A 24,450-nucleotide genomic window follows, 5' to 3' on the forward strand; every position below is an offset into this window, starting at 1 on the left:
GCTATCAAAAGCCTTTTCTTTTAGCCCAAAATGTGGAGAATTGCGCGACTTTGAGCGGATGTTCTCCGTTATCTGCACACCCTAAACAGGAGTTGAGCGATTGAAAGAAACCTCTGATAGTTGGTCAGCAAAGCATTCGGCTGAGCTCTACGGTATTGAAGAGTGGGGCAGTGGTTATTTTGGTATCAACCACGCTGGTAATGTCGAAGTGCGCGCGCCCGGTGAAGGTGCCGCGGATGTGTCCGTTGATTTAACCCATATTATTGATGGGTTACAGCAGCGGGGGCTGGAGATGCCCGTATTGTTACGTATCGAGAACTTGGTCGATAGCCGTATTAGTATACTCAACGAATCATTTGCTGAGGCCATTGCCACGACCGGTTACCAGGGTGTGTATCGCGGTGCGTTTCCTATTAAGGTGAATCAGCAAAGTCATATTGTCGAAGAAATTGCGCGTTTTGGCGAGCGCTATAACCATGGTCTTGAAGCTGGCAGTAAGGCTGAGCTGATGATCGCCATGTCGACCTTAAAAAACCTAGAAAGCCTGATTATTTGTAATGGCTATAAAGATGCTGAGTTTATTGATCTGGGTTTGCAAGCTCGTAAGCTGGGCTTTAAGTGCATTTTTGTGCTGGAGACCGTCGCCGAAGTGAAGCTGGTGATAGAGCGTAGCCGGTTGTTGGGTGTTGACCCAATTCTTGGGGTGCGTTTAAAGCTTTCCACAAAAGTAGAAGGGCATTGGGCAGAGGATAGCGGCGACCGTAGCCTCTTCGGTTTAACGACGAATCATCTGATCGAGGTGATGGACCAACTACGCAGTGCTGATTTACTGCATTGCCTAGAGCTTTTGCATTTTCACCTGGGATCGCAAATTCCAAATATTCGCAGTATTCGCGCCGGTGTTTTAGAGGCTTGCCGCTATTACATTGCCATGGTTGGTGAAGGTGCACCACTCAGTTATATCGATCTTGGTGGCGGTCTGGCCATTGATTACGACGGAACCAGCAGCGTAAGTGGTCACAGTCGCAACTATTCGGTGCAGGAGTATTGCGTCGATGTCGTCGAGGCGTTGGCGCAACAATTAAACGCGCATAACTTGCCGCACCCGACCATTGTCACAGAGTCAGGCCGTGCCACGGTGGCGCACACTTCAGTACTGTTGTTTAACGTATTAGATGTTGGCCACTTTGAGCCGGGCCCGGTACCGTCTGAATTGCCCGAAGAGAGTCACGAGCAGGTGTCCAACCTGTGGTTTACCCTCAAGGCGATCAACGTAAATAAGCTGCAAGAAAGCTATAACGATGTTATCTATTATCGTGATCAAGTTCGCGACTGCTTTTTTAGCGGTGAGGTGAGTTTGCGCGAGCGGGCATTTGCAGAAAACCTTTGTTTTGCTGGGTTGCAGCGTATTGTCGCGCTACTGCCTGAGATGAAACGTATTCCGCCAGAGCTTGAGCAGCTGCCCGAACAGCTGGCTGATATTTACTACGGTAACTTTAGCGTGTTCCAGTCGTTGCCAGATTCTTGGGCAATTAACCAAGTGTTTCCGGTGATGCCTATACACCGTTTGGATGAAAAGCCTAATCGTCAGGCTACTATCGCGGATTTAACCTGCGATTGTGACGGTAAACTCGATAGCTTTGCCGGGCCAGAGGGCGAGACTCGAACTTTGTCGTTGCACTCGGTAAAAGAAGGCGAAGAGTATTATTTAGGTGTGTTTTTAGTGGGGGCTTACCAAGAGACCCTGGGTGATCTACACAACTTGTTTGGCGATACCAACGTTGCCAGTGTGCGCATTAACACTGACGGTAGTGTCGATTTTGTTCACGAGTTGCACGGCGACAGTATTGCCGACGTGTTGAGTTATGTCGAGTACGACCCACAGCAGATGTTTCGCCAGTTCCGGGTGGCTGCAGAGCAGGCCGTGCGAGATGGCCGTATCAATGTGTCGGAGCGCCAGAGTATGTTAAGTGCGTACTCTGAAAGCCTGCGTGGTTACACCTATTTTGAACGTTAACGATCCAACGTTAGAGGAAAGGTTTATGGCTAAAGTAATGATTATCGGCGCCGGCGGCGTCGGTGGAGTAGTGGCCCACAAGTGTGCGCAGTTGCCGGAAGTGTTTACCGAGATCGTGCTGGCCAGTCGTACCGAATCTAAATGTAAAGCGATTGCAGCGCAACTGCCAAGGCCGGTATCTACTGCGCAGGTCGATGCGGATAATGTCGCTGAGACCGTTGCCCTGCTAAAGCGCGAGAAACCCGACTTAGTCATCAACGTCGCTCTACCTTATCAGGACTTAGCCATTATGGACGCCTGCTTAGAAGCTGGTGTGGACTACCTTGATACCGCCAACTACGAGCCGCCAGAAGAGGCTAAGTTCGAGTACAAATGGCAGTGGGCTTATCAAGATAAGTTTACCGAAGCTGGCCGTATGGCGCTGTTGGGCTCGGGGTTCGATCCTGGGGTGACCAATGTGTACACCGCTTATTTGAAAAAGCATTATTTAGACGAAATTCACTACTTGGATATTATCGACTGTAATGCTGGTGATCACGGGATGCCGTTTGCTACCAACTTTAACCCCGAAATTAATATCCGTGAAGTAACGGCCAATGGCCGTTATTGGCAAGACGGCCATTGGCAAGAAACCGCACCACTAAAAGAAAATCGCTCATTTGATTTTCCGGCGGGTATCGGGCCCAAACAAATTTACCTGATGTATCACGAAGAGCTGGAATCCATTACCAAGCATTTGCCTGAGATTAAACGGGCACGTTTTTGGATGACATTCTCTGATAACTATCTTAAGCACCTGGAGGTGTTGGGTAATATTGGGATGACCTCGATAGAACCGGTTGAATTTGAAGGCAAAGAGATTATTCCGCTGCAGTTTTTAAAAGCCTTGCTGCCTGATCCGGCGAGCCTTGGACCCTTAACAAAAGGTAAAACGTGCATTGGTTGTATCGCACAAGGCGTAAAAGACGGCGTTAAGAAAACTTATTACATATACAATATATGCGATCACCAAGAGTGTTACGCCGAGGTCCAGTCGCAAGCGATCTCTTACACCACTGGTGTGCCTGCAATGATTGGCGCCAAGATGATGCTGGAGAAAAAATGGGCCGGTGCCGGGGTGTGGAATATGGAGCAACTTGACCCAGACCCCTTTATGGATGATTTGAATCAATACGGGTTGCCTTGGCAGGTCGTCGAGATAGACCAGCCTACAGGTATGGAAGAGTAGATAGCTACACCTCACCATTGTTTGACGGCGGCGAAGGCCGCCGTTTTTATATTGCGCAGCGGAAATAGCGATGAAAAAACGGCAATATTTTTCTCAGTTTGATGCCACTCGTGTGCCATCGCCTTGTTTTGTGGTGGATCGCGCAGCGGTTGAGGACAACCTTAAGTTGTTGCATCACGTAGGGCAGCAAAGTGGCGCAAAAGTGCTGGGCGCGTTAAAAGCGTTTAGCTGTTGGTCGTTGGCGGAGCTTAATCAAAAATACTTGTGGGGCAGCTGCGCCAGCGGTGTCAATGAGGCAAAGCTTGCGCGGGAATACTATGGTGGTGAGGTGCATACCTATTCGGCCGCTTTCAAGGAAGCCGATTTAATTGAAGTGCTAAAGCTGTCAGATCACGTGGTGTTTAACTCGATGAGCCAATGGCAGCGTTTTAAGCCCTTGTGCTTGGCTGCGCAGCAGGATCGGCCTGAGTTAAAGTTTGGCCTACGTATTAACCCCGAGCACTCTGAAGGTGATGTACCACTGTACGATCCGTGTGCGCCGAAATCGCGCATGGGTGTTCCGCTGTCGGAGTTTCAGCCCGATTTTTTAGAGGGAATATCGGGCCTGCACTTTCACACGCTGTGTGAGCAAGATGTGCCGCCACTGGCGCGCACCCTCGCCGCGGTAGAGGAAAAATTTGGCCGTTACCTGGCGCAAATGGAGTGGGTAAATTTCGGTGGTGGCCATCATATTACGCGCGAGAACTATCAAATCGATGAGCTAATCGCGCTGGTGCGTAATTTCTCGGAGCAATTTGATGTGCAGGTCTATCTAGAGCCGGGCGAGGCGGTGGCAATTCGCAGCGGGGTTTTGGTGTCTGAGGTGTTGGATGTGTTTCACAGCACTGTAGCGCAAGCGATTTTAGATACCTCGGCTACCTGTCATATGCCAGATACACTGGAGATGCCATACCGCGCCGATGTGCTGGGTGCCGGTGAGGCCGGAGAATTGGACCACACTTATCGGTTGGGTGGTATGACCTGCCTGGCGGGTGATGTGATTGGGGATTATAGTTTTACTCAGCCGCTAGAGGTTGGCCAGCGCTTGGTGTTTGATGATATGGCGCACTACACCATGGTGAAAACCACAACCTTTAACGGTATTAACTTGCCGGCTATCGCCTTGTGGGATTCGCGAACCGATGAGCTACAGGTTATACGCGAATTTGGTTACGACGATTTCAAAATGCGTTTGTCGTAAGCTCCCTCACGACTGATTGTTAAGAATTTCCTGCACGCGTATTTGCAGTGCAGGAATTACCTCTTGTTCAAACCACGGATTTTTTGCCAGCCAACGATTATTGCGGCCACTCGGGTGAGGCAGGGGCAGCTGTGCGGGCCAATATTTACGCCAATTGCCCACACGCTCTGTCAAAGTCCTCTCGCTGTTGGGTAAATGGTATGCTTGGGCGTACTGACCGATTACCAACGTTAACTTTATCTGGGATAAATACTCCAGCAGCTCTTCTCGCCATGTCGGGGCACACTCGGGCCTCGGGGGCAGGTCGCCACCTGCTCGGGTACCGGGGTAGCAAAACCCCATAGGCACCAGCGCAAATAAACCCGGATCGTAGAATTGCTCGTGGCTGACCCCCAGCCAGCGGCGCAGCCGATCGCCACTGGGGTCGTCAAATGGACGGCCAGCCTCGTGAGCGAGCTTGCCAGGCGCTTGCGCTGCGATCAAGATCTTGGCGTTACGCTCGGCTTGCAGAACCGGCTTGGGGGCTAGCGGCAAATGCTGCTCGCATAAGGTACATCGGCGGATGCGCTCCATTAGTGGGCTGGATGTATAGTTCATATCTACCGTTTAGAGTGGTGTGAATGAGATGGCATACGGCACTTACTTGCCTGTGACAATACTGCGATAACTCTGAATCAACAACCGGTGACAGCTGGGTTTGCGCCTTTTATGAGGTTGTTTTGACATTGACACCAATTGCTACAGTGGGGCGTCAGGCTCTGGTAAAGCAATTACCCCAGCACTAAGAGTTTTTTAATGATCAAACCTATGGCGCAAAAAGTTGCGTATCTGATGATGACCCGTTGGGTGGAATAGCGACTCGTAAACAACAATACAACAATACCTTTGATGTCGCCGCAGGTACTTTTTTGCCTCCAAGTGGCGGTAAATATTAGGGCGCACTGAAGACGGCTTTGGCTGGCCTCTTAGCTACTACGCTGAGTTTTACCGCTCTTTGATATAAAACTCTGACATTTGCGGCAAGTAGCGCATAAGTCTTTTGGTTTTACCTATTTTCTACGAATGTTATCGTTACAGATAACGTTGACACGCTATCAATCTACTGTTAACGTTAACGATAACGAACACCGTTGGTGTCGTTATGCTTGCAGGTTGGCGTAGCCGGAGGTTTGCCCACTCTGGTTAGGGCTCCTTAGATACTGGTTTACCTAGGGTGCGAGCAAAACCAATGACTTGCTGTGGCGCGATGAGGAGAGCTCGGTTCTGACGTAAGTGCAGATGCAGTACAGCAGGTGAACTGATCACAATTTGGGTACAAAAATAATGAGTCAATCAACTATGAAGCGGACCATATTATCCACATCAATTGCTGCACTGATGGGCACATTGCCTGCCGCTGCGGTATTTGCACAAGACAATACAGACGTGCTGGAAGAGGTTGTTGTTACCGGTATTCGGGCCTCGCTAGATCGCGCGATGGATATTAAACGCGACTCCCAAGGGGTGGTAGATGCCATCTCGGCAGAGGATATTGGTAAGTTTCCCGATACCAACTTAGCCGAGTCGCTGCAGCGTGTTACCGGTGTTTCCATTGATCGCCAGAATAATGAAGGCTCGCGAGTCACGGTCCGTGGTTTTGGTCCAGACTACAACATGATTACCTTGAATGGTCGCCAAATGCCGACCGCTAATATCAACGCTACCTCCGCGAGTAGCTCACGCTCATTTGACTTTGCCAATCTAGCCGCCGAGTCGGTATCGGGTGTGGATGTGTATAAAACCGGCAAAGCAGACTTGGTGACGGGTGGTATCGGTTCGACCATTAATATCAAGACTACCCGGCCGCTTGAAAACCCGGGGTTAAACTCTAGTGTTGGGGTTAAAGCTGTTGCCGATCAAACCAATCGTGCAGGTGATGATGTTACACCGGAAATTTCTGGTATCTACAGCAACACGTTTGCCGACGATACTATTGGCCTAGCAATCAGTGCTAGTTATCAAGCGCGCGATAGTGCGTCGGATTCAGGTAATGTGTCCTCGGGCTGGAACTCTCTGCGTGTCGGTAGTACAAACCCTGGCCTAGATGCCTTTTTGTTGGAGAACTACCCGGTAGAAGAGGGTGACTTAATGTCTACCCCGCAAAACTTTTTATACCGTTTAGATGATATTCAACGCGAGCGCACCAACGCTCAAGTAACGTTGCAGTGGAGTCCTATTGATACCTTGACGGCCACGGCTGACTACACCTATGCGGAATTGGACGTAGAGCAGCAACGCCAAGAGCTGTCTGCATGGTTTGGTGGTGGTTTTAATACTCAGACCGGAGGTACAGTATTCACGGGTGCCGATGCGGATGGCGTGGTGACCCCCGATCAGCTGGTTTCAACAGACTGTTGCGATGTCGGTTTTGGTGTTGGTAATTGGGGCAACATTAATGAAACAAGCTCTACCGGCCTTAATGTTGTGTGGGATGCGACTGAGCGATTAACATTGGCACTGGACTATCACAGCTCTGATGCTGAGGCGCACGGTAAAGACGCACGGGGTAACGATAATATTGTGACCGCCACCGGTTTCGAACGTGGCACCACAAGGGTGGATTTCTCCCAAGATATGCCCGTGATGAGTGTCGAAATGACCGATGGCGACCTCACCGCGAGTGATATTATTTCGACGGGTACCAGTCATCGCAACAGCTACATGAAGTCTGAGGTTGAGCAAATACAGTTTGACGGTAGTTTCGACTTTGACAGTGGCATTGTTCAGAGCGTGGATTTTGGTCTCGCGTCAACGGAAATTGATAACCGTACCGCGTTTAGCTTAAATCAAGGCGGCAATTGGGGTGGTGTGGGTTACACCGATATTGGCGGTGGCTGGAATGCGGCGGCCGGTGACGGTGATAATAACTTTGACGATTCGGCTTTTGAATTTAAACAGCTAGGCAGTGCTTTTGAATCGTTCGATCAAGGCGGTGTTTACGGTCAGTATGTCGATGTGGATTACGATCAGTTTTCGGGCGATCTAGCACGTTTCTACCAGCAAAATCCGGATGGCGAAGGTGCCGGTGGTAATGTGTTTGCAGACTGCGAAGGTGACACCCTGTGTATCGACCCCGAGTACTCGGTCGATAACCGCATGAAAGAAGAGCAAACGTCTGCCTATGCGCAGGTGAATCTTGCGTGGGAAATGGCGAAAATGCCAACACAGTTGGCGCTCGGCGTTCGCTACGAGAAGACTGACGTTACCTCTTCGACTTTGTTGCCTAACTACATAAACGGCGCCTGGAAAACCCCCAACGAGCTACTGTTAAGTGCCGAGGGAGGTGTATTCCGTGAGGGTTCTGGAGATTATAGCAACGTTCTGCCAAACCTGGATTTCAGTGTTAACCTGCTGGATGACGTACTGTTGCGAGCTTCTTATAGCAAGACTATCTCTCGTCCTAGTTACTCTAACTTGCAGGGTGCCGCTGTCCCGGATAGCCCGCAGGCGCGAACTTACGACAATAGTACCGCCACCGCCGGTAACCCGGATCTTGACCCCTTTGAGTCGACTAACCTAGACTTTTCGGCCGAGTGGTATTACGCAGATGGTAGCTATATTTCATTGGGGTACTACGCTAAAGATGTAGAGAATTTTATTGGTACTAGCATTCAGCAAGAGATACTCTTTCCAGGCATTAAAAATCCTGCAACAGGCCCACGCTATGATGAAGCGGCGGCAGTTGCAACGGCCGATAATTTTGGTAAGGATGTCCGTGATTACTATGTTGCACAGGGCTGGATTGACGGCACGACCGGTGAGTTGCTGGGGGATACCAGTAGTTATGATTCTCTAAATTACACCGTGCGTGTGCCGGTTAATGAAAAAGAAGCCTCAATTGATGGTTTTGAATTTGCTGTACAGCATATGTTTGGCGATAGCGGTTTTGGAGGTATTGTTAACTTCACTACTGTTGATGGTGATATAGGTTACGACAACAGCGTGATTGGTGAAGATCAGTTTGCTTTGTTGGGCTTGAGTGACTCCGCCAACGTCGTAGCGTTCTATGATAAAAATGGCTGGCAGGCGCGTTTGGCCTATAACTGGCGCGATGAGTTCTTAAGTGGTACAGCGCAGGGTAATGGCCAACAAGAGCCTGCTTACACCGAGGCCTATGGCCAAGTAGACCTCAATGTTAGTTATGATATTACTGACAATCTAAACGTGTTTTTTGAAGGGATTAATGTCACCGAAGAAGACATACGGGTTCATGGCCGTACGGTAAACAGCCTGTTATTTTATGGTGAGCAGCAAGCACGCTATGCGCTTGGAGCACGCTATTCGTTCTAAATCGAGAGTCGTAATGGTGTGATAACAAAAGCAGCCGTTATTAATAATAACGGCTGCTTTTTTTCAGAAGAGAATAATATGCCAAATGTTAATAAGGTCGTTATCGTAGGTGGTGGTACCGCTGGTTGGATGGCCGCTGCGGCTATATCTAAAGTGCTAAGCCACCTTGCGGTAGAGTTAGTCGAGTCGGATGAGATCGGTACCGTGGGTGTGGGCGAAGCGACGATACCGACCTTATTGTTTTTTAATAAGCTGTTAGGGATTAATGAGCGAGATTTAATTCGCGAAACCCAAGCAACATTTAAACTCGGTATTAATTTTGAGAACTGGCAGGCTTTGGATAAAAGCTATTTCCATGGCTTTGGTTCTACCGGTAAAGATTTTTGGGCGGCTGGCTTTCACAATTTTTGGCGCCGTGGTTTAGATTTAGGGATTAGCGAATCCTTTAGTGACTATTGTCTAGAGGCAAAAGCCGCTCTTGCTGGTCGGTTTGCTCAGCCACCAAAAGGAGCAAAAGGTGGCTTAAACTACGCTTATCACATGGACGCCACCCGTTATGGCCAGTTTTTACGTAAGCTTGCCGAGCAGCAGGGTGTAAAGCGTATTGAGGGTAGGGTGGAGCAGGTTACACAACACCCAGACTCTGGTGATATAACCGCTGTCACGTTGGCCGATGGGCAATGTGTTGCCGGGGATCTGTTTATCGATTGCAGCGGGTTTCGCGGGCTTTTAATTGAGCAAACTTTAAAAACGGGCTACGACGATTGGTCCCATTGGTTGCCTTGCGACCGGGCCGTGGCGGTACAGAGCAGCTCGGTAACCGCGGCAGCGCCGTACACTCGGGCCATCGCACACGATGCCGGTTGGCGTTGGGCGATACCGTTACAACATCGCATGGGCAACGGGCTGGTTTACTCAGCTAAGCACTTGTCGGATGACGAGGCGGTGGCTCGCTTGCTGGACCAGATCGAAGGCGACGCTGTGAGCGAGCCACGCTTTATTCGTTTTACCACGGGTAAGCGAAAGCAGCAATGGCATAAAAACTGTGTTGCCATTGGCTTGTCGGCGGGTTTTATCGAGCCGCTAGAGTCCACCAGTATTCACTTGATTCAGCAAAATATTTTGAAGCTGATTAAGTTGTTCCCCAGTGATGAGATTTCGCCATTGGATGTTGCTGAGTTTAACCGGCATGCCGATTTTGACTATGAGCAGATCCGTGACTTTATAGTGTTACATTATCATTTGACTGAGCGCGACGATTCCGCTTTTTGGCGGCACTGTCAAGCCATGGATGTGCCCGATAGTTTGTCTGAGCGCCTTGAGCTGTTTGCGCAAACGGGTCGCTTTTTTGTCCGAAATAATGAGCTGTTTGTGGATTCGTGGTTTCAGGTCATGATTGGTCAGGGGTTAGTTCCTAAGAAGTACCATAGGGTGGTGGATGAAATGCCCGAGCGAGAGTTAAACGGGTTGTTACAGTCAATTGCCCAAGGCCTGGATAAACAGGTGCAGGCTATGCCAACACACGAGCGATATTTACAGTATTTATTAGATTCTTAGGGCGTTAGTGATTGCACCTAAAATGTGTTATTAATGCGTCTGGCGGCGATGAAGCTGTTATTTTTTATGCAGCCGGCTTTTTTGGTGCTGGTTGATTCATCGCTAAGGGTGGGTGATTTTTGATCGCTTTAAAGTGAGATCGCGGAGTAAGAGTTTAATCTGTATGTTGGTATTGCGCTGGATTAACACGGTAACGGTGAGACTGGTATTGCTCAGCTCGGTCGTTGCGATGCTTTTCACTCCCTGCTTTGCCCACGCGCAGAAGGGTGTTACCCAGCAAGAAGCTGTCAGCTTGGTAAAACAGTACTGTGGCGCTTGCCATGCGCCTCCCTCACCGCAATTATTGCCGAAAAAAGACTGGCCTCGTGTTGTTGATGCTATGGCCGAGTTGTCTGCCAAGCGATTTGGTTCGACGTTTATTCCCGATTCGGCATTGCGTCACATTAAAGCGCTTTATTATGGCAGCAGCCCGGAGCGTTTAGCGAGCCTGCCGTACATTGATGCGACGCACCCCACCTTAAGCTTTTCGGCTCAGGCGTTATCAGTGCCAACTCTTGTGCCACAAATTATGGCTATTACCCCTTTACCAAGCACCGGTGACAGCTTTAGTTTTTTAGTTGCAGACGCGGAGCAGGGTCAGCTTAACCGGCTTTGGGGGCCGCGTGGCAAAGTAGATGCGTGGCGAGAGCAGGGGGTAGCCGATATCGCTCTGCCAGTCGCCGTGGATATATTTGATTTTAATGGCGATGATCTGTTGGATTATGTGGTTGCCGATCTGGGTGAGTTGGCGCCTAACGATAATCGTGCGGGTAAAGTTTTTGTGCTGATTAACAAAGGCAACGGTAGCTTTGCAGAAAAATTGCTAAAAGACAACCTGCGCCGTGTGAGTGATGTTAACGCACTAGATCTGGATCAGGATGGTGATACAGACATTGCCCTTGCGATATTCGGTGGCCAAGGTAAGGGTGAAGTCATTTGGCTTGAAAATAAAGGCGCTGAGGGTTATGAGGAGCATCCGTTGCTGATGCTAAGTGGCGCATTGAATATTGACGATGCCGATATCAACAACGATGGTATCGTGGATTTGCTGACGTTAGTGGCGCAAGAGCATGAAACCTTAGTTGCCTTTATTGGGCAAGGAAAGGGGCAGTTTGAACGGCTCGATTTGGTGAATGCAGGGCACCCCATGTTTGGCGCTACCAGCATGACTGTGACGGACTTAGATCAAGACGGCGACCAAGATATTCTGTTTACCAATGGCGATGCCTTTGACACGCAAACCGACCCTAAGCCATACCACGGTGTGCAGTGGCTTGAAAATAAAGGTGGGTTAAATTTCTCAGCCCATGATGTGGGCCGTTATTACGGTGCTGTTAATGCGGTTGCGGTTGATATGGATAACGATGGTGATATGGATGTCGTCGCCAGCAGCTGGGTTAACCACTGGGATGACCCTAAACGCAATGCGCTTATTTGGTATGAAAATGACGGTAAGCAAAATTTTACGCCTTACCCAATCAGTCAAAGTTACCGCGGTTTGGTGCCGTTAGTGATAAACGACTTCACGGGTGATGGTGTGATGGATATTTTAACCGGTTCATTTCGTATGGATTTGTTGCACCAGTCCCTTCGTCGCGAAAACGGTGTGCTCAGTTTTGATTTGGAAGGTCGTGCAGTTGAGACCCCTAAGAGTGATCGTTTAATGATGTTTACAGGGCAGCTCAAGACCCCCTAAGCCCGTCTGTAGCCTCGTCGCTTGCGGCTTACTCCTAAGTCGCGAGTGAACCTCCGCTTTCTTTTGTCGAGTAACCTCTGCCGAAATAGTTCGTAAAGGCTTGCCTGTAGTCTCTGATAACGTATAATTACTGAAATTTCAGAAATTAGTGAAAATTCATGTCGCCGTTAATCGAATCATTTGTGCGCCACTTTGGCGAAATGGGCAGTCGCTGGGGGATAAATCGCACAGTAGGGCAAATGTACGCCTATATTGTTCTATCAGAAGAGCCGGTTAATGCCGATGAATTGGCGGCGGCCTTATCGGTGTCACGTTCCAATGTCAGCATGGGCCTAAAAGAGCTGCAAAGCTGGAATTTGGTGCGATTACAACACATCGCTGGGGACAGAAAAGACTACTTTACTGCCCCCGAGGACGTTTGGGAGATCGCCCGTACGCTGATTAATGAGCGGCGCAAGCGTGAAATTGACCCAACCCTAACGGTCATGCGCGAGTTGTTGATGGATAAGCCCGCGGATAGCGGCGAGCGCTACGCGCAATCGCGAATTGAAGATATGTACAAACTGATTGAAATGATGACCCACTGGAGCGATGAGATACAACGCTTGTCGCCCAAACAGTTGGCCCGCATGCTCAAACTTGGCGCCGGCGTGAGTAAGCTACTTAGCTAGTCTTTATTAATCCATCGAGGTAATTATGTTGGATGTCTTTATGTTGTCGCGTATTCAGTTCGCGGCCAATATCACGTTTCATATTTTGTTTCCTACCATCACTATTGCCTTGTGCTGGCTGCTGCTGTTTTTTAAGCTGCGCTACGATCGTACCGGCAATACCGCGTGGATGGCCGCCTACCGGTTTTGGGTTAAAGTGTTTGCGCTGTGTTTTGCCCTAGGCGTTGTCAGCGGTATTACCATGTCGTTTCAGTTTGGTACCAACTGGCCCGGCTATATGGAGAAGGTGGGCAATATTGCCGGCCCGCTGCTTGGCTATGAGGTGTTAACCGCATTCTTTTTAGAGGCGACCTTTCTCGGGGTTATGCTGTACGGCAGTAATCGGGTGTCTAACCGCTTGCACACCGTGGCGACCGCGCTGGTGGCGGTGGGTACGTCGCTGTCGGCGTTTTGGATATTGGCCCTCAACAGTTGGATGCAAACGCCAACGGGCTTTGAGATGCGCGACGGGGTCGCGTATCCGTTGGATTGGGCCGCGATTATCTTTAATCCGTCTATGCCGTACCGGGTTACCCATATGCTCTTAGCCTCGGGGTTAACCGCGTCGTTTTTTGTGGCTGGGGTATCGGCTTATCGGCTACTCAAAGGCGACCGGTCAAACGAGGTGCGCTTAACGCTCAAAACCGGCGTTTACCTAGCGGCTATTCTGATTCCTATCCAGATCTTTGTCGGCGATATGCACGGGCTGAATACCCTGGAGCATCAACCGGCCAAAATTGCGGCCATGGAAGGTGTGTGGCATACAGAGAAAGGCGCACCGCTACAATTGTTTGCACTGCCTAACGAGCAGACACAAACTAATGATTATTCCGTTTCGATCCCGCGCGGTGCGAGTTGGATATTAACCCACAGCGGCGATGGTGAAATACAAGGTTTAAACGAGTTTGCCGGTGAGCACCCACCGGTTATGCCGGTGTTCTGGGGTTTTCGCGTGATGGTGGGCATGGGCCTTTTGATGCTATTGGTGTCTTGGAGCTGCTCGTTCCAGCTTTGGCGTCGTGGGCATGTGGCCACTCTTTGGCAAAGAGTGTTGGTTACCATGACATTCTCGGGTTGGTTGGCCACTCTGGCGGGCTGGTATGTCACCGAGATAGGACGACAGCCATTTTTGGTGTACGGCGTACTTAAAACCGCTGATGCGGTTACCACAACCGCCTCGGGTAATGTGCTGTTTACCGCCATTACCTATGTATTGGTTTATATCGTGTTAATTGTGGCTTTTTTGCACACGCTATTTTATCTGGCGCGCAAGGCGGTTAGTAGTGACGTTAAGCCGCTGGAAACAACTGCTAAGGAGGCCAAATTATGAGTGGTGAAGCGTATTGGTTGCCGGTTATTTTTATATTGCTAATGGGTGTCGCCATTTTGATTTACGCGGTGCTCGACGGGTTTGATTTGGGCGTAGGCATTCTTTTGCCGATGGGCAAGCCTCAGCATCGCAACACTATGATCGCCTCCATCGGGCCTTTTTGGGACGCGAATGAAACCTGGTTAGTACTGGCGGTAGGCTTGTTGCTAATCGCATTTCCCTCGGCGCACAGCGCTATATTGGGTTATTTGTACCTACCGGCGTTTTTTTTGTTGCTTGGCTTGATTTTGCGGGGTGTCGCGTTTGACTTTAGAGCGAAGGCCCACGCCGAGCATCAAAACCGTTGGGATCGCTGTTTTAAAGCCGGCTCAATCTTGGCATCAATGGCGCAGGGTTACATGCTGGGTATATACGTTACCGGCTTTAGCGGTGGCATCTTAGCCATCGGTTTTGGGCTGCTCAGTGCGGTGTGTGTAACGGCAGCCTATGCGTTTATCGGCGCCTGTTGGCTGATACTAAAGTCCGAGGGTGACCTACAGCGCTGGGCGGCAGGGCGCGCTAAAATTACCGCTATTTTAATGATTGTGGGTGTTGCCGCCGTGAGTGGAGTAAACCCGCTCATGAGTAGTGAAGTGTTTGATAAGTGGTTTAGCTTACCGCAAGCTTTTTTATTGCTGCTGATACCTTTTATGTGTGCGATTTTATTTGTCACATTGTTTGTGTATCTTCGCCACTTTCCCTATAACAACGATTTTGGTAGTTGGGTGCCGTTTGCCTGCGCGGTGGGTATTTTTATTCTGTGTTTTCAGGCGTTGGCCTACAGTTACTTCCCGTATATTGTGCCGGGTAAATTAACGATCTGGGAGGCGGCCAGTGCGCCCGAGTCGTTGCGGTTTATTTTATACGGTGCGGCGGTCGTGTTGCCAAGCATCATGGCGTATACCGTTTTTATGTATCGTATCTTCCGCGGTAAAGCTCAAGCGTTGAGTTACTATTAACGCAATCGCGCTAGAAGGTTATGGGATTTTTTTTGACGTGGTAGCATAGACAATTGTCTATGCTACCAACAATACGCCCACAAGGTTCTCTATGGCTGTCAAAGCAAAACCGACCGCAAAACAAAAACTGTCCGCGTCCGATAAACATCTTTATAAATTACACGGCCTATCGCTGCCAAAAGCGCAGCATAAAGAGATTCGTCGCTTTAAACGTTTGTATGATGAGCCGTCGCTTCACGGCACTAAAGTGTGGCGCTCCAGTGCGGTATTGATGGACTACCTATTGCAAAACCCCATCAAAAAGGGCGCCAAGGTGGTAGAGATTGGCTGTGGCTGGGGGGGGCTAAGCTGTTTTATGGCAGAGAAGTTTAACGCGCGCGTTACCGCTGTGGATGCCGATGCGGCGCTCGCCCCTTATGTTGATTTTGTTAAACGCCTTAACAGTGTAAAACGCGTTACGTTTGAGGCGAAACGCTTTGAGAAAATCACCAAAAAAGATCTACAAGGGGTGCACACCTTAATTGGAAGCGAAATCTGCTTTTGGGATGAAATGACAAGGCCCTTGTTTAATCTGATAAAACGCGCGCGCACAGCCGGTGTAAAACGAATTTTAATTGCCGATCCGGGTAGAACACCTTTTCTGAAGCTTATCGATATGTGCGATGACAAGTTTGACTATGATATGTTTGCGCACAATATCAATAAACCGTGGAAGACGGAAAAGTTTATTCTACGCATCGATAACTAGCGCCTTGTTGTGTGCATCACGGCACGGCCTTGGCGGCTGCCAGCCCCTAACGCTGGGCGCTTATTTACTGTAACTTCTACATTCCCTCCGCGTAAAAATGCTCTTTCTTGGCAAAACTGTGGCCAATAGCGCCGAATAGGGTCCTATTGTCGCTAAAAATAATTGGCGCGGGTTTTGCTCATACCAATACGTAGTAGCCTTTGGTGGGCTCTTGATCGCCATTAAAGGGATAACGCGCCGCGAGGCGCCATTGTCAGTGAGGTATGAGTTATGCGTATTACACACGAGAAAGTGAAAAGTGAGTTTCTGACGGATGATTTAAACGACCTTATTCGCCGTCACCACGATCTGCTGCAAAGTTATCAGGATGCCTGGGACAAAGTGCGAGCCCCGAGTTTACGGCGTGTGTTTGACAGCCTGGTACGCGGCCACGAGCGATCAATCGAGTCCTTGTCGGAGGTCGTCAAAGCGCACCATGATGACGTGTCAGAGGGGCCCGATTTGGGCGCTGTTCCGGCGCGTATGCGGGTTATCTTTGGCCAACTGTTAAGCGATGGCGCCGTAGTTCAGGCGATGCTCTCGAACGAACAAAAGCTATTGCGTAAGTACACCGCCGCCATCAACACCATCGTTTACCTGCCCGAGTTTGAGCAGGTGCTGGTAAAAAACCGGCTAGACACACAAAAACGCCTTGCGCGCCTAGAGTTGGTTATTGGCCTGGACGACTAATCAGCGCGCAACTAAGGCAACGCGCTTGTATCTCGTCGGTCTTATTGTTTAGCAGGTCGGTCAGCTCATGTAAGCGGCTGCCTGCGGCGCCACCGGTTAGCGTGTCGAGTGTTTGTAAGCTGTCGAGTGAGCTTTGCCAGTCACTCGGCAAGCTTACCCCGGCATTGGCCAGCTGCATAAATAACTGCTCCATCGGTGTTAGCGGCGGCGTTATCTCTTTAGTTTTCCACTCCTTCAGCTCGGCAAACTCAGCCGCCGCAGCGGTTGCTTGTTGCATGGTGCCTAGCTTGTCGACTAAGCCAAGCTTTTGGGCGTGAACACCACTCCACACTCTGCCTTGGGCGATATCATTTACCTGTTCAACACTCAGTCCACGGGCGTCTGCCACTGTTTTAAGAAAGCGCTGATAGACGCTGTCGACGTTCATTTGCAAAGCGGTTGCGGCTTGCGGGTTGAGCGCCCGCGTTGGGTCCATGGTGCCGGCCAGCTCGCTGGTGGCGATACCGTCCGTATAGATACCCAGCTTGCCAAGTGATTGCTCAAGCGTAGGAATAACACTGAAAACACCGATAGAGCCGGTAATGGTTGTCGGTAGCGCCCAGATCTCATCCCCCGCAGTCGCCATCCAGTAGCCGCCGCTGGCGGCGACGCTGCCCATGCTAACGATGACTGGGATACCTGAATTGCGAGTCGCTTCGATTTCTGCGCGAATTACCTCTGAGGCGAAGGCACTGCCCCCTGGGCTGTCTACTCGTACCACCAGCGCCTTTATGTCTTTGTCGTCGCGCGCTTGACGCAACAGCTGCACTAACGTGTCACTGCCGACGATACCAGGGGGCTGCTCGCCGGCGGTAATAGCCCCGCGGGCGGTAATTAGGCCGACATAATTGGCGCCTGGTAGCGGTATTTCACGGCGGTGTTGCAAATAACGGTTCCAATTGACGTGTTTGTATTGGTCGGTGTGATCGTCGTAACCAAATTGCTCAATCAGCGCTTGTCGAGTGGCCTGACGGCTCGCTACGGTATCGACTAAACCGGCCTCCTGCGCCATCAGAGCCGAATCGCCGCCGGCTTGCTGCAAAAGCTCGGTTGATTGGCCGATTATATTGTCGAGCGCACCGATGGGCAGTTTGCGCTGAATCTCAATGTTGCTACTGTACGCTTGCCATAGAGTGTTTAACCACAGGCGATTGTGCTCGCGCGAGGCCTCGGACATGCCGTTACGGGTGTAGGGCTCAACGGCGTCTTTGTATTTACCCACCTTAAACACGTTTACGTTCAAGGCGAGTTTGTCCAGTGCGTCTTTAAAATATTGGTGGTAACTGGCAAAACCTGTTAACAGCACGTAGCCCATATCGTGCAGATACACTTGGTCGGCGTAGCTGGCCAAAAAGTACTGATCTTGGTTGTAGCTGTCGGCAAGCGCGGTAATAGTTTTGCCACTGGCTTTAAACTGCTCTAAGGCTTGGCCTATTTCGTAAAGCTTGCTTACGCCGCCGCCGCGCAGACTGTTTAAGTCGAGAATTAGGTGCGTTACCTGATCGTCATCGGCGGCAAGATTAATGGCGCGCACAACATCAGATACCAACGTCTCGGCGGCTTCTGCCGACTCATCCGCGGTGAGTGCGGCCAGTGCATCAAGCGCCTGACGCTGGTCCACCAGTATGCCCGATGGCGCCAACCGCAAAGCGAAATTTTGCGGCAGTACATCGGCGCGTTGCTGGCTGATAACCACCACTATCACAACAATAATGATAATAAAGATTACGTTGGCCAGGGCGCGCCTTAGCCAGGTGATGGCGCCCCAGATACTGCTAAACAGTTGGCGGACCGGTCCTTTGTTTTTGCTTTTCTCGGGGCTGTTCACATCGTGTTCCTTTTTGGGCGTACAAATATCAGGTTGTGCGATAGATCTAACCGTTGGCTATTCGCGCTCGGCGTTACTATCTGCGTTGCGGCGTGACGTGGGGTTTTGACTTACCGCTAAGCGCGAGTGTTGCCGCCAGCGGCTGGCCATCATCGCGGCGGGAAACAACAAAACCGTGAGAGCGGTGGCTAAATAATCGCTAAGGTTGGCAAACGGCGACATGGCTTCGACCACAAACGCGGTAAAGTAAAATAAAATCACAAAACAAAGCCAGCTGTATGTGCGGTGGTGGCCGATCCAAATGCCGGGAATAAACAACAGCAGCGGAACGCATTGCACCAGTACCCGAAATAGGCTGCCTGTGGGCTCGACGATATTGCTGATGCAAAACAGTGCGAGAAGCGCCAATAAGCTGCCTAACGTCAGCCACCGGGCCACTTTATAGCGCTGGGTTAACGGGGCGATATCGGCAGCGCTGTATTGCGGTATTTTCATGTAAAGGTATCCAGTTGCAGAGCGAGACGAGCTAGGCGCTGGCCCTGGGCGTAGCACAGTTGGGTTTCGATCTCGGTTAACGCGGGTTCGGCCGTTCCGGACCAGTGGGTCGCGCCATAGGGGGTGCCGCCGTTTTGGGTATTATTGAGCCCCGCCTCGCTGTAGGGGATTCCGCTAATCACCATGCCGTGGTGCAGTAATGGCAACATCATGCTCAGCAACGTAGACTCTTGCCCACCGTGTAAGCTGTTGCTTGAGCTGAACACCCCGGCGGGCTTGTTAATTAGGCAGCCCTCCAGCCAGAGGTCGCTGGTGGTGTCTAAAAAGTATTTAAGTGGCGCTGCCATGTTGCCAAACCGGGTAGGGCTGCCGAGCAATAGGCCGTGGCAGTGGCGCAAGTCATCGGCACTGGCGTAAATAGCGCCTTCGCTGGGTACCGCCGGAATACTTGCTTCACAGTCGGGCGATACCGGCGGAACTGTGCGAATCCGGGCTTCCAGTTGCCCGCTGTGTTCCACCCCGTGCGCAAGGGCCTGAGCGAGCGCGGCGGTGGCACCGTGGCGGCTGTAGTATAAAATGAGGACGTACGGAAGGTTGCTCATAGGTGCCTCAGGCTAAAATGTCCAATACTTGCTCTGGTGGCCGCCCAAGCTTGGCGCGTGTGTCGTTGATAACGATAGGGCGCTCAATGAGCTTAGGGTGCTGGCACATGGCGTTAATCAGCGCGGTGTTAGATAAGCTGGCATCCGCCAGCCCAAGCTCTTTGTACTCGGCCTCGCCTGTGCGTAGCAGCTCGCGAGGGCTAATGCCGAGTTTGCCAATAACCGCTTTTAGCTCCGCCGGTGCGGGCGGTGTGTCGAGGTATTTAATAATCTCGGGTGTTAAGCCTCGCTCTTCCAGCAGGGCCAGGGTTTGGCGTGATTTAGAGCACCGTGGATTGTGATAGATCGACAGCATATAAAGGCATCCGGTTAAGTAATAGCAACTGTATTACGACGATAGTCATAACTGCGGCGATTATAGCGTTTTAGGGGCCTGCGGGGCACCCCAGTGGATGCCGCGAGCGCCGGGTGGGTTAAAAAGCGTTTATTGTTTGGCGCTTGAGGGGCTCCCGTGGCTATAATGGGGTTTTACCAGTCACCGGATATAATAACGGTTAGTTAATGAGTACACCGCTGCTAATTTGTGATGACTCGAACATGGCGCGCAAGCAAGTCGCCCGTGCTTTGCCCGAGAGTTGGGATGTCGAGGTCAGTTTTGCCACGAACGGTACCGAAGCGCTGAGCGCGATTCGTGCGGGCCTGGGTGAGGTGGTGTTGCTGGATCTGACTATGCCGGAAATGGACGGCTACGCGGTGCTTGAGGCGGTGGCGGCCGAGCAGCTTAAATGCCTAGTGATTGTCATCTCCGGCGATATTCAACCCGCCGCCCGGGAGCGGGTCACGGCGCTGGGCGCCATTGATTTTATTAAAAAGCCTGTCAGTGCTGCGACGTTGGAGCACACCCTGCAAACTTACGGTCTATTGTAATACTCGGCTGCGGCGACTAGCGCGGCCACCTTTCTGCGTTTTTAATTCGCGATCACATCATCATAAATAGTGCCCTATGCGATTGTCTAAGTTTGGTGCAACGTTAAGCCAAGGGTCCGGCATTGTCTCACTCATGGAGGATCTGGGCGGCGCGTTGCGCGATAACCCCGATATGCTGTTTTTGGGCGGCGGCAATCCTGCGCGTATTCCCGCTGTTGAATCTGCATTAAAGCAAGCCTTACAGCAAGTGCTGGATGATCCGGTCAAATCGCAGCAGATGCTCGGCGTGTATCAGTCGCCAGCCGGCGATACGCAACTGCTGGACGAGCTGGCTGCGCTGCTGAATAAAGAGTTTAAGTGGGGCTTAACACATCATAACCTAGCCCTTGCCAACGGCAGCCAGTCGGCATTTTTTGTGTTGTTTAATTTGTTGGCCGGCGAGGGAGCTGACGGTGTTGCGCGGCATATTCAATTGCCGCTCGTGCCCGAATACCTAGGCTACAGTGAGCTGGGTTTGGCCGAGAACTTCTATCGCGCTGACCGACCAGCCATTGAATATGTCGGTGAGCGGCAATTTAAATACCACGTCGATTTTAATAGTTTTCACATTGATGCTAACACGGCCGCTTTGTGTGTTTCGCGTCCGACTAATCCGACCGGTAATGTCATTACCGATGACGAAATGGCGCGGCTGGATGCTCAGGCGCAGGCCCATGGCGTTCCGCTGATTGTCGATGGCGCCTACGGCATGCCTTTCCCCGGCATCATTTTTACCGACGCCAGTCCTAGTTGGAACGACAACACTCTGTTGGTGTTGAGTTTATCGAAATTAGGATTGCCCGGCGCGCGCACGGCTGTGGTGATTGCGAATGAGTCGCTGATTCAATCGTTCGCGAGCGCCAATACCGTGCTCAGCTTAGCCGCGGGTAATATGGGGCCAGCCATCGCTCGGCAACTGATCGCCAGCGAGCAATTATTGGCATTGGGGCGCAATGCGGTTGCGCCATTTTATCGCGAGCGCGCAGCGCAAACTGTGGCATTGTTGGAGCGTGCGTTAGTCGGGTTGCCTTTTCGTATTCATAAACCCGAAGGTGCGATCTTCTTATGGCTTTGGCTAGAAGGTTTGCCCATTACCAGCGAACAGCTCTATCAACGTTTGAAAACGCGGGGCGTACTGGTAATTTCCGGCCACCACTTTTTTCCCGGTTTGACAGAGCCTTGGCAGCACCAACACGAGTGTTTGCGGTTGAGTTATGGTCAGCCGGTGTCGGTGATTGCCCGGGCCATTGCTATCTTGGCTGACGAAGTGCGCACTGTGTATCACGCAGGCTAGTCTCGTCCCTTGTGGCCACCCCGAACGCTATACGCCCGGCTATCTACTTGACGCCTAGCTTTGCTGCCATGAGCCGTTGCTAATATATTTTGCGATAAGCTCTGGGCGCGAGAGTTAATTGTCCGTAAATCTTACCAGTACCGCTGCGCTAAGTCTGATGGGTAATAGAAATGTTTTTTGCCACTTTCAAGAAAAATATTTTTCGATACAAATAAAAATCGCAAGCGCATCTAGGTCAGATTAAACGGCAAAAAACTGAGTGCCGCGATGCCTTTAAAAGCGCGTTTAATTGCCCCGTAGAATGGCACGCGATGCAGCTACCTTTTATGTGGTGCTTTACTGGGTGGGTGTTTTACTTGCTAAACCGGTACCAGGGACGAGCGCTGTTGTTAATCGTAGCCAAGTGCTCTTGTTTGCGTTCCGGGGAGTCAAAAAAATAAAAATCTTCACTTGGGTGACGGTGCAACCATTTTTTAATCGGGTGCACCTGCTCTGTGGTAAGTTTGGGCACGCCGAGCTTACGGTCGGCATTATGGGTGTAGTTCCAGTCAATCAATACTTCGTGTCGGGCGCGCAGTATGGCCTCCTCTAAAGAGCTGGCCGCTACACGGCGAGCGCTCAGAAATCCAATAACGGCCTGTTCAGTGTAGTTGTCAAAAAATATCTCTGTTCCGCAGAGTGTGACATCAAAAAAACGGGACATACGATAGCGTTTCCTGTTGTCGGGCGGGTTGGGCCCTTAGCTTTGTTTCGGGGCGCGGCTTGCAGAGGACGGTTTTTTGTCACCGAAAAGGCGCGAAAAATGTTTTCTTACCCGCACGTTGTCGAGGCCGGCAATACTACTGGAAAAGCCAAACCAAACATATAAACCATTCAAGTTTTTAAACATTGGTGGCAAAAAACGTGGCGGTACAATGTGCCCAAGCTGCAAATGTTCTTGCAGGGCGGGAATGTCATCCAGGGTGAGCTTGCCGAGGTACAGCAGCGGAATCATTTCTGGCTGACCCGCGAAAATGGCGCTGCGAATAAAGCCGACGTTTTCGACGAAGCCTTTTACGTAGCTTATGTCTTTAGTAAACACTGAGCCGCCGGTTACCGTACCGCCGCGAAACACTCGCTGCGCGACTCGGTAGCTGTCTTGTTCGCTGTCACCCCGGTCGCGAAAAAATCGGAACAGCTCGACAAAGTCGGCGCCGCGCTCGGCCATGTCGACGGCGACGACCCGATCGCTGACCCGCTGCGCGCGCTTGGGAAACGAGCTAAAGGTTAAGGTTTCCATAAGCACCGCCATCCCCTCTTGGATGGCGGTAATACGCGGTGAGCCAACACTCAGCCAAGTGGCCCAGGGTTGCGCGCGGCCGTTGAGGGTGGTGCCTATGTGGACCCAGCCCTCGTGCACTTCTAGCACGTTAAGATCTTGCGGGGTAAACAGTGAGCGGCGGTTAAGCTTTAGGCTGTCGCCACCGGCGGCTGCGTCCGAAACAATGTTGTCACTTAAGGTGACGTTGACTGTGCCAGCGCCAAAGTATTCGTCCATTCGGGCGCTTAAATAGGCGGTGGCCTCGGTTGCGTCCAGCTGACGTTTGCTGGAGGGCGCTAGCTGAGCCGCTGCCGGCAACGAGAATACCCGGCACAGCTCTTGACCGACGTCCAAGAGGGTTTTGTTGTCGCCCGTAATGCAATCGCTAGGCGAGCCGTAGAGGCGTCTGCTCAGTTCGCCAAAGCGCGCCGTGCCGCGCGCGCCAAGCATCTCTAAGACCAGACGATACTGATCTATAGTGTCGCGCAAAATGCGTCCGAGGGCGTCTTGCTGGCCCAGTTGGCGGACGACCTCTCGGTCTAGTTCGCGAAAAGCCTCGGTTAATTTGTGGCGATCAAAAGTCAGCGGATGGCGCTCGTAAAAATCTCGCCCAATGTCCGGTAAACGCTTGCCGCCTGCGGCAAAGAATCGCTCTTGCGCCTCAATGGGCCATTTGATCGCGTCGAGAATGCGAATGGGCCTTTGCAGTTCCACTAGCTGGTCTGAAAGGGTTTTGAGCTTTGTGAGGTACGCCTGGGTGTTAGAACTTGCCATGAGGGTGCTCTGTCGGGTCCTTCTTCAGTAGGAATGTGGCGGCTTGTGCGGTCACGCTCGAGGGCGTGTGTCAGGCTGCAAGTGTAGCGCGCTATGGCGGCAGTGTCGCAGCAATTTTGACGCCTTTTCTTCATTCGTGACTTAGGGCATAGTAATGACTAAAGTCTGAATGAGAATGGGGCCGGCTAAGCAACGGTAAAGCGATGGCGTATATCGAACTGGCAAAGTTACACGAAATTGACGATGGTTTTATGCGCCCCGTGCGGTTGGCCGGTCAAGAGTTGTTGCTGTTGCAGGAACACGGGCAGCTTTATCTAATAGCCAATCGCTGTCCGCACCGGCAGGCCCCGTTGACGCGCGCCACCTTCACCGGAGAGGGGTTGCGCTGTCCCGCTCATGGCATTGAGTTTTCCCTGCGCACCGGTCGTGCGCTCAATTCAACTGACTGCGCTGCTGGTTTGACGTTTTATCCGCTGGTGTATGAAGGCGCGAGTGTTGGCGTCGAGATAACTAACCAATAAACCTCAAGTA

Annotated in this window: 21 protein-coding genes; 14 read left to right on the plus strand and 7 right to left on the minus strand. The window is 51.2% G+C overall.

The window, feature by feature from the left end:
• Positions 1-100 precede the first annotated feature (100 nt).
• From speA to nspC, 3 genes are all read left to right on the plus strand, one after another.
• The gene (speA, locus tag AACY82_RS01190) at positions 101-2,017 is read left to right on the plus strand and encodes a biosynthetic arginine decarboxylase (protein ID WP_339614929.1); all 1,917 of its coding nucleotides are present in this window, start codon (positions 101-103) and stop codon (positions 2,015-2,017) included.
• Positions 2,018-2,042: 25 nt separating this feature from the next.
• The gene (locus AACY82_RS01195; protein ID WP_339614930.1) at positions 2,043-3,245 is read left to right on the plus strand and encodes a saccharopine dehydrogenase family protein; all 1,203 of its coding nucleotides are present in this window, start codon (positions 2,043-2,045) and stop codon (positions 3,243-3,245) included.
• 70 nt (positions 3,246-3,315) lie between these two features.
• Entirely contained in the window at positions 3,316-4,485 is a 1,170-nt protein-coding gene (gene nspC, locus AACY82_RS01200) for a carboxynorspermidine decarboxylase (protein WP_339614931.1), read from the plus strand.
• A gap of 6 nt (positions 4,486-4,491) precedes the next feature.
• Here nspC and AACY82_RS01205 read toward each other — a convergent pair whose 3' ends face one another.
• Positions 4,492-5,082, minus strand: coding sequence for a uracil-DNA glycosylase family protein (locus tag AACY82_RS01205; protein ID WP_339614932.1), 591 nt, complete (start codon positions 5,080-5,082; stop codon positions 4,492-4,494).
• A 741-nt stretch (positions 5,083-5,823) separates the two neighbouring features.
• On the opposite strand from AACY82_RS01205, the gene AACY82_RS01210 reads away from it, so the two are divergent.
• From AACY82_RS01210 to AACY82_RS01245, 8 genes are all read left to right on the plus strand, one after another.
• Complete coding sequence (locus AACY82_RS01210; RefSeq protein ID WP_339614933.1) at positions 5,824-8,814, plus strand: TonB-dependent receptor; 2,991 nt, start codon at positions 5,824-5,826, stop codon at positions 8,812-8,814.
• A 78-nt stretch (positions 8,815-8,892) separates the two neighbouring features.
• Positions 8,893-10,371 carry a tryptophan halogenase family protein gene (locus tag AACY82_RS01215; protein WP_339614934.1) on the plus strand — a complete coding sequence of 493 codons (1,479 nt, stop codon included), beginning with the start codon at positions 8,893-8,895 and terminating at the stop codon, positions 10,369-10,371.
• 163 nt (positions 10,372-10,534) lie between these two features.
• Positions 10,535-12,106: an FG-GAP-like repeat-containing protein gene (locus AACY82_RS01220; protein WP_339614935.1), complete on the plus strand. Its 1,572-nt coding sequence runs from the start codon at positions 10,535-10,537 to the stop codon at positions 12,104-12,106.
• A gap of 158 nt (positions 12,107-12,264) precedes the next feature.
• Positions 12,265-12,777 (plus strand): GbsR/MarR family transcriptional regulator, encoded by a 513-nt coding sequence (locus AACY82_RS01225; RefSeq protein WP_339614936.1) that lies wholly within the window; start codon positions 12,265-12,267, stop codon positions 12,775-12,777.
• A 25-nt stretch (positions 12,778-12,802) separates the two neighbouring features.
• Positions 12,803-14,146 (plus strand): cytochrome ubiquinol oxidase subunit I, encoded by a 1,344-nt coding sequence (locus tag AACY82_RS01230; protein ID WP_339614937.1) that lies wholly within the window; start codon positions 12,803-12,805, stop codon positions 14,144-14,146.
• On the plus strand, positions 14,143-15,144 hold the full coding sequence (locus AACY82_RS01235; RefSeq protein ID WP_339614938.1) for a cytochrome d ubiquinol oxidase subunit II: 1,002 nt from the start codon (positions 14,143-14,145) through the stop codon (positions 15,142-15,144). The genes AACY82_RS01230 and AACY82_RS01235 overlap by 4 nt, the downstream gene beginning before the upstream one ends.
• 91 nt (positions 15,145-15,235) lie before the next feature.
• Complete coding sequence (locus AACY82_RS01240) at positions 15,236-15,892, plus strand: methyltransferase domain-containing protein (RefSeq protein WP_339614939.1); 657 nt, start codon at positions 15,236-15,238, stop codon at positions 15,890-15,892.
• Between the two features lie 270 nt (positions 15,893-16,162).
• The gene (locus tag AACY82_RS01245; RefSeq protein ID WP_339614940.1) at positions 16,163-16,621 is read left to right on the plus strand and encodes a DUF2383 domain-containing protein; all 459 of its coding nucleotides are present in this window, start codon (positions 16,163-16,165) and stop codon (positions 16,619-16,621) included.
• Here AACY82_RS01245 and sppA read toward each other — a convergent pair.
• From sppA to arsC, 4 genes are read right to left on the minus strand one after another with little or no spacing between them, the layout of a single operon-like run.
• Positions 16,602-18,488 (minus strand): signal peptide peptidase SppA, encoded by a 1,887-nt coding sequence (sppA, locus tag AACY82_RS01250; RefSeq protein ID WP_339614941.1) that lies wholly within the window; start codon positions 18,486-18,488, stop codon positions 16,602-16,604. The two genes, AACY82_RS01245 and sppA, sit on opposite strands and share 20 nt — an antisense overlap.
• A 57-nt stretch (positions 18,489-18,545) precedes the next feature.
• Positions 18,546-18,983 (minus strand): DUF2069 domain-containing protein, encoded by a 438-nt coding sequence (locus AACY82_RS01255; protein ID WP_339614942.1) that lies wholly within the window; start codon positions 18,981-18,983, stop codon positions 18,546-18,548.
• Positions 18,980-19,585 (minus strand): NAD(P)H:quinone oxidoreductase, encoded by a 606-nt coding sequence (gene wrbA / locus AACY82_RS01260; protein ID WP_339614943.1) that lies wholly within the window; start codon positions 19,583-19,585, stop codon positions 18,980-18,982. Before wrbA ends, AACY82_RS01255 begins: the two co-directional genes overlap by 4 nt.
• A 7-nt stretch (positions 19,586-19,592) precedes the next feature.
• Positions 19,593-19,940 (minus strand): arsenate reductase (glutaredoxin), encoded by a 348-nt coding sequence (arsC, locus tag AACY82_RS01265; RefSeq protein WP_339614944.1) that lies wholly within the window; start codon positions 19,938-19,940, stop codon positions 19,593-19,595.
• Between the two features lie 206 nt (positions 19,941-20,146).
• On the opposite strand from arsC, the gene AACY82_RS01270 reads away from it, so the two are divergent.
• A complete protein-coding gene (locus AACY82_RS01270) occupies positions 20,147-20,512 on the plus strand; it encodes a response regulator (protein WP_339614945.1) in 366 nt (121 codons plus the stop codon).
• Positions 20,513-20,588: 76 nt separating this feature from the next.
• A complete protein-coding gene (locus tag AACY82_RS01275; protein ID WP_339614946.1) occupies positions 20,589-21,845 on the plus strand; it encodes a valine--pyruvate transaminase in 1,257 nt (418 codons plus the stop codon).
• Positions 21,846-22,197: 352 nt separating this feature from the next.
• On the opposite strand, the gene AACY82_RS01280 is transcribed toward AACY82_RS01275, so the two are convergent.
• Complete coding sequence (locus AACY82_RS01280; RefSeq protein ID WP_339614947.1) at positions 22,198-22,548, minus strand: hypothetical protein; 351 nt, start codon at positions 22,546-22,548, stop codon at positions 22,198-22,200.
• Positions 22,549-22,584: 36 nt separating this feature from the next.
• Positions 22,585-23,919, minus strand: coding sequence for a flavohemoglobin expression-modulating QEGLA motif protein (locus tag AACY82_RS01285; protein WP_339614948.1), 1,335 nt, complete (start codon positions 23,917-23,919; stop codon positions 22,585-22,587).
• A gap of 203 nt (positions 23,920-24,122) precedes the next feature.
• Between AACY82_RS01285 and AACY82_RS01290 the strand changes: the two genes are divergently transcribed.
• On the plus strand, positions 24,123-24,440 hold the full coding sequence (locus tag AACY82_RS01290) for a Rieske 2Fe-2S domain-containing protein (RefSeq protein WP_339614949.1): 318 nt from the start codon (positions 24,123-24,125) through the stop codon (positions 24,438-24,440).
• The last annotated feature ends 10 nt before the right edge of the window (positions 24,441-24,450 follow it).

The organism is uncultured Gilvimarinus sp., from assembly GCF_963972205.1.
GTDB classification, from domain to species: domain Bacteria; phylum Pseudomonadota; class Gammaproteobacteria; order Pseudomonadales; family Cellvibrionaceae; genus Gilvimarinus; species Gilvimarinus japonicus.

Excerpts from the sequence above, each read along its gene's own strand:
- AACY82_RS01270 (WP_339614945.1), top strand. The coding sequence starts at position 20,147 with ATGAGTACACCGCTGCTAATTTGTGATGACTCGAACATGGCGCGCAAG.
- AACY82_RS01285 (WP_339614948.1), bottom strand. The coding sequence starts at position 23,919 with ATGGCAAGTTCTAACACCCAGGCGTACCTCACAAAGCTCAAAACCCTT.
- AACY82_RS01255 (WP_339614942.1), bottom strand. The coding sequence starts at position 18,983 with ATGAAAATACCGCAATACAGCGCTGCCGATATCGCCCCGTTAACCCAG.
- arsC (WP_339614944.1), bottom strand. The coding sequence starts at position 19,940 with ATGCTGTCGATCTATCACAATCCACGGTGCTCTAAATCACGCCAAACC.
- AACY82_RS01280 (WP_339614947.1), bottom strand. The coding sequence starts at position 22,548 with ATGTCCCGTTTTTTTGATGTCACACTCTGCGGAACAGAGATATTTTTT.
- AACY82_RS01290 (WP_339614949.1), top strand. The coding sequence starts at position 24,123 with ATGGCGTATATCGAACTGGCAAAGTTACACGAAATTGACGATGGTTTT.
- AACY82_RS01220 (WP_339614935.1), top strand. The coding sequence starts at position 10,535 with ATGTTGGTATTGCGCTGGATTAACACGGTAACGGTGAGACTGGTATTG.
- AACY82_RS01235 (WP_339614938.1), top strand. The coding sequence starts at position 14,143 with ATGAGTGGTGAAGCGTATTGGTTGCCGGTTATTTTTATATTGCTAATG.
- nspC (WP_339614931.1), top strand. The coding sequence starts at position 3,316 with ATGAAAAAACGGCAATATTTTTCTCAGTTTGATGCCACTCGTGTGCCA.
- AACY82_RS01230 (WP_339614937.1), top strand. The coding sequence starts at position 12,803 with ATGTTGGATGTCTTTATGTTGTCGCGTATTCAGTTCGCGGCCAATATC.
- AACY82_RS01205 (WP_339614932.1), bottom strand. The coding sequence starts at position 5,082 with ATGAACTATACATCCAGCCCACTAATGGAGCGCATCCGCCGATGTACC.
- AACY82_RS01210 (WP_339614933.1), top strand. The coding sequence starts at position 5,824 with ATGAAGCGGACCATATTATCCACATCAATTGCTGCACTGATGGGCACA.
- AACY82_RS01215 (WP_339614934.1), top strand. The coding sequence starts at position 8,893 with ATGCCAAATGTTAATAAGGTCGTTATCGTAGGTGGTGGTACCGCTGGT.
- wrbA (WP_339614943.1), bottom strand. The coding sequence starts at position 19,585 with ATGAGCAACCTTCCGTACGTCCTCATTTTATACTACAGCCGCCACGGT.
- AACY82_RS01275 (WP_339614946.1), top strand. The coding sequence starts at position 20,589 with ATGCGATTGTCTAAGTTTGGTGCAACGTTAAGCCAAGGGTCCGGCATT.
- AACY82_RS01225 (WP_339614936.1), top strand. The coding sequence starts at position 12,265 with ATGTCGCCGTTAATCGAATCATTTGTGCGCCACTTTGGCGAAATGGGC.
- AACY82_RS01245 (WP_339614940.1), top strand. The coding sequence starts at position 16,163 with ATGCGTATTACACACGAGAAAGTGAAAAGTGAGTTTCTGACGGATGAT.
- AACY82_RS01195 (WP_339614930.1), top strand. The coding sequence starts at position 2,043 with ATGGCTAAAGTAATGATTATCGGCGCCGGCGGCGTCGGTGGAGTAGTG.
- AACY82_RS01240 (WP_339614939.1), top strand. The coding sequence starts at position 15,236 with ATGGCTGTCAAAGCAAAACCGACCGCAAAACAAAAACTGTCCGCGTCC.